The sequence below is a fragment of the Microcoleus sp. Pol10D4 genome, from assembly GCF_036701555.1.
In the GTDB taxonomy this organism is placed as follows: Bacteria; Cyanobacteriota; Cyanobacteriia; order Cyanobacteriales; family Microcoleaceae; genus Microcoleus.
Window position 1 is genome coordinate 1 of record NZ_JAUBRA010000143.1, and the last position, 4,407, is coordinate 4,407.

At 45.6% G+C, this 4,407-nt stretch carries 5 protein-coding genes; all 5 read left to right on the plus strand.

All coding sequences use genetic code 11. The features are described from left to right. The first annotated feature begins 79 nt into the window (after window positions 1-79). On the plus strand, window positions 80-496 hold the full coding sequence (locus QUA36_RS30795; RefSeq protein ID WP_333460110.1) for an ATP-binding protein: 417 nt from the start codon (window positions 80-82) through the stop codon (window positions 494-496). Beyond that, window positions 463-1,071 (plus strand): response regulator, encoded by a 609-nt coding sequence (locus tag QUA36_RS30800; protein ID WP_445301470.1) that lies wholly within the window; start codon window positions 463-465, stop codon window positions 1,069-1,071. Before QUA36_RS30795 ends, QUA36_RS30800 begins: the two co-directional genes overlap by 34 nt. Then, on the plus strand, window positions 1,035-1,154 hold the full coding sequence (locus QUA36_RS31520) for a hypothetical protein (protein ID WP_445300064.1): 120 nt from the start codon (window positions 1,035-1,037) through the stop codon (window positions 1,152-1,154). The genes QUA36_RS30800 and QUA36_RS31520 overlap by 37 nt, the downstream gene beginning before the upstream one ends. A 202-nt stretch (window positions 1,155-1,356) precedes the next feature. After that, window positions 1,357-1,806 carry a DUF4347 domain-containing protein gene (locus QUA36_RS30805; RefSeq protein ID WP_333460111.1) on the plus strand — a complete coding sequence of 150 codons (450 nt, stop codon included), beginning with the start codon at window positions 1,357-1,359 and terminating at the stop codon, window positions 1,804-1,806. A gap of 171 nt (window positions 1,807-1,977) precedes the next feature. Continuing rightward, a partial coding sequence (locus QUA36_RS30810) for a cadherin-like domain-containing protein (RefSeq protein ID WP_333460112.1) occupies window positions 1,978-4,407 on the plus strand: 2,430 nt, incomplete at its 3' end.

The following is a 4,407-nucleotide window of genomic DNA, read 5'->3' on the forward strand; positions in this document are numbered from 1 at the left end:
AGACTCCCATCCAAATTGCCAACACGATTCAACATATCTATAATCTCATTCTATAGTCTTCTAGCGGGAAGGGAGTAATATGAGTTACGGAGAGTCTGATTTCCGTCGCTCTTTGTGGGTAAATGGCGATGCGGTGCAACTTCAGCACGTTTTTGCTAATTTGTTAACAAACGGAATTAACCATTCTCCTCGTGGCGGTAAAGTAGAAATTGTTATGGCATCTTATTCGAGTTATCAGGTGGTGAAAGTTATCGATAGTGGCTTGGGAATTACCGCCGATGAACTGCCCCACTTGTTCGAGCATTTTTATCAAGGAAACGGCGATCGGCAAGCCAAAGGATCGGGATTGGGGTTATACTTATCTCGCCAAATCATTGACGCTCACAGAGGTATAATTTGGGCAGGAAATAAATTTCCACAGGGCGCTTTGTTTGGATTTAGACTCCCTGCTATCCCAGAGAAATGCAACCAGTTTATCCCTTGCGAATTCTCTTAGTTGAAGACGACGAACTGTTTAGGTTGGGGCGGCAAACGCGGTTGCAGCAAGAAACTTGCTTGCAAGTAATTGCTGAAGCGGAAGATGGCGAAACGGCGGTAGAATTGACTCAGGAACACTTGCCCGATGTGGTAGTTCTCGATGTCGGTTTGCCGGGAATTGGCGGTATTGAAGCGTGCCGCCAAATTAAACAGCGACATCCAGCAATGGCCGTTTTAATTTTAACATCTCATTCGCAAAAATCGTTAATTGAAAGATTAATTGCAGCGGGAACTCAGGGATATTGCCTAAAAGGAATTGCGGCGGAAACTTTGGTGTTGGCAATTCGATCGGTAGCGGCGGGCGCTTCGTGGTGGGATCAGACCGCGACTGCGGAAATTAGGGCGGTTTTTGCTAATCCCGAACCTTTTAAAAATGGGTTGAGAGGGGAAGTTTTAGAGAATCCACTGACGAAGCGAGAACAGGAAATTTTAGCTTTAGTTGCGGGGGGAAAAGCAATCAGGAAATTGCACAAATATTGTACATTGCTCCGGGTACGGTGCAGGTTCATGTGCACGCGATTTTGCAAAAGTTAGAAGTGCCCGATCGCACTCAAGCAGCAGTGCTCGCTATTGAGAAAGGATTGGTAGTAGAAGAACTTTTGGCGATCGAACCTTGATAGGGCGGGTTTTGTACCGGAATTGTCGGTTTTTTAAAGGATTTATTGGCTAAACCCGCCCCTATCAAGATGCCTCTGTTGCAGGTTCACGGAAAATTAGTATTCGTCTTGATTGTTAATTTTACTCATGACATTTAAGGTTTGAATTTGCTAAGCTCTACACGCCTTAATTTTCCTACCGTCATCTAACCAAAGGTGTATTATGCCAAATTTTATGAGTTCAGTTTTTAGTTCGATCGCCTTTCTAGACTCTGCCCTTCCTGATCGCCAAACTCTCCGCAACGGCATCGCAGCGGGGACAGAAGTTATTACCCTCGATGCGGCACGGGATGGAGTAGCACAAATCACGGCCGCGCTAGCGAGTTGCAGCAATATCAAAAGCATTCATATCCTCTCCCACGGTCGCCCCGCGAGTTTGCTGCTAGGCGCGATTGATCTAAACTTGACAAATTTAAAAACTTATGGTAAGCAATTGCAGGGTTGGTCGCGATCGCTGGCAGACTGTGGAGAGATTTTGCTTTATGGGTGCGATGTAGCGGCGGGGGAGAAGGGCGCTAACTTTGTGAAGCAACTGAGTCAGCTAACGAAGGCAAAAATTGCTGCTTCTAGATCGCCGATCGGCAGTTCCGCAATAATCCAAGCTTTTGCTTAACACGGCTCAGCACTCCAGATATTATTTTAGTAACAAAAATGACTTCAACAACAACAACAACTATACGGACAGTAATCTCAGTGTAATTACGCAGATTCAATTTAACAGTGAAAAAACAGCCACAGTAGTTGGCAGCTAATACATAATCATTTGAAATTTAGGTGCATCTAGATGGGACAGATAATTATTAACGAATTCCGGCGGGATACTGCAAACATTACAGACAACGAGTATGTAGAGTTACTGCTCACAGAAGATGTAAGTGCAACTCAGCTTCAGAGCTATTTTGTAGGCGACTCAACTGAGGCAACAGCAGCTAAATATTCAGCTTATCGATTTACTGATATGGCAAGTATTGCTCCTGTGTTTAAAGCAGGAACAATACTTACGATCGGCGGTTCGGTTGCTAATCAAGAGATTGCCTACAACCCCATACCCTCGGGAACAAACAACGATTGGAACATTCGATTGAGTCCCGCAGGTGGATTTTTGACAAAGCTGCTCCCAGCCGGAAATTTGCCTGGGAATTTTGCAGAATCAGATATTGTTTGGGTAGATACTAGCAGTGCGGGAATTACTTCTGTTGATTCCCTCGCCTGGAGGACATCAGGAACACACGGAGCATTTGGGAGTGCAGCTAAGGTGCAAATTCCAGCACCAAGCAACGGGGGTAATGTCGAGTTTGTGAGCGATATTGGCGGCATCAACAGAACTGCTAGTTATACTATAGATAGTCCCGGCTCCTTGGGTTTACCCAACGGCGGAATTAACACTATTTATATTAACAGTCTCCGCAACCGGCCGGTTAACATTGCTCCGACTTGGGCAGGTCCTAATGTTAATCCGCAGATCGCAATTAATGAAGATATACCCAGCGCAGATAACACAGGCTTTAGTATTTTCAACCTCACTAGCGAGTTAGGAAGTGACGCTAATGGCGATCCTTTGGGTGTCGCAGTCACCGCAGCAGACAATACTAACGGTAACTGGCAATTTTCAACTGACGGCAATACTTGGACAAATTTCGGCACAGTGTCGGAAAGTTCAGCAACCGTACTCGGCCCGACTCCTCTTTATAATGGCTTACTTGGTAACACTCCCAGTTCTCAAAATTGGCTGTCTTTGGCTAACTTAAATATTGTTTCTCCTACCGCTACAGCTTCCGAATTTTTTAACGGTAATGGAGTTAATTTAAACAGCACTGCTGCCAATAGCATCTATGCTGGATATACAAAAAAATCTTTAAATCCGTCATTTCTCCCGCTCGATCGCACAACGGGCTTTAGCTTATCTTTTAATCTCCAAATTATCTCGGAATCCCGGACTAATCAAAATCGGGCGGGCTTTAGCATTGTTGCCGTTACTAGCGATCGCAAAGCCATTGAAATTGGTTTCCAGCGCCTATCTGCAACTTCGGGCAATATCTTTGCACAAGGCGACGGCATTACTCCCAACCAAAGCGGACAAACCAACGGCTTATTTTTTGCAGCAGAGAATGTTGGTTATAACACCAATATTGCTACTGACTACACTCTCAGAGTTCAAGGTGACAATTACTCTCTTTCCGATGGCAGCGCTATCATACTAGCCGGCCCGCTGCGCGATTATTCAGCATTTATTGGTCCGATAGATCCTTACGAAACTCCTAATTTTCTATTCCTCGGTGACGACACAACCTCGGCGCAAGCTAACATCAACCTGACGCGGGTTTCCCTGCAAACGCCGGCGAAAGTTCGGTTTGTACCCAACCCAGACTATTACAGTACCCCTGGAAGCGAACCAACAATTACTTTTCGGGCGTGGGATGGAAGTAACGGAGTGGGTAACGGTACTGCGGGCGTCAATGCTTCTGTTACCGAGGGAACAACGCCGTTTAGCACTAATAGTTTAACAAGTTCGATCGCAGTTAATCCAGTCAACGATCCACCCTCGTTTATTAAAGGGGTCGATCCCATCGCCAGCCACAACGCAGGCCAGCAAACTGTCCCTGGATGGGCCACAGGTATTTCCCCAGGCCCCGCCAACGAGTCGGCACAAACTGTTAGTTTTCAAGTGGTAGGGAATGACAATGCTGCTTTGTTTAGTGTACCACCGGCGATCGACTCTTTAGGACAACTGACTTTTACCCCGGCGGGGGGTGCAACTGGCGCTGCCAATATCACTCTAAACCTTAGAGACAGTGCCGGTACAGCTAACGATGGCCTGGATACTTCGGCAAACCAGACCTTTGTGATTAACATCACAAATAATCCACCATTCCCACTAATTGACAATTACAAAACTCTGCACGGTCAAGTCCTGAATGTGCCTGTTGATGAGGGAGTATTAGCCAACGACATCGACTTAGACGATGATGTATTGAGGGCAAATAAAGTCACAAATCCCAACAATGGCACTCTCGGATTTAATACTGATGGTTCGTTTACTTATACTCCGAATCCGGGATTTGTTGGAATCGATAGCTTTACTTACACGGTCAGTGATGGGGCTTTTACTTCACCAGGAATTTTAGCAAATATCAATGTCACAAATAATCCACCATTCCCACTAATTGACAATTACAAAACTCTGCACGGTCAAGTCCTGAATGTGCCTGTTGAT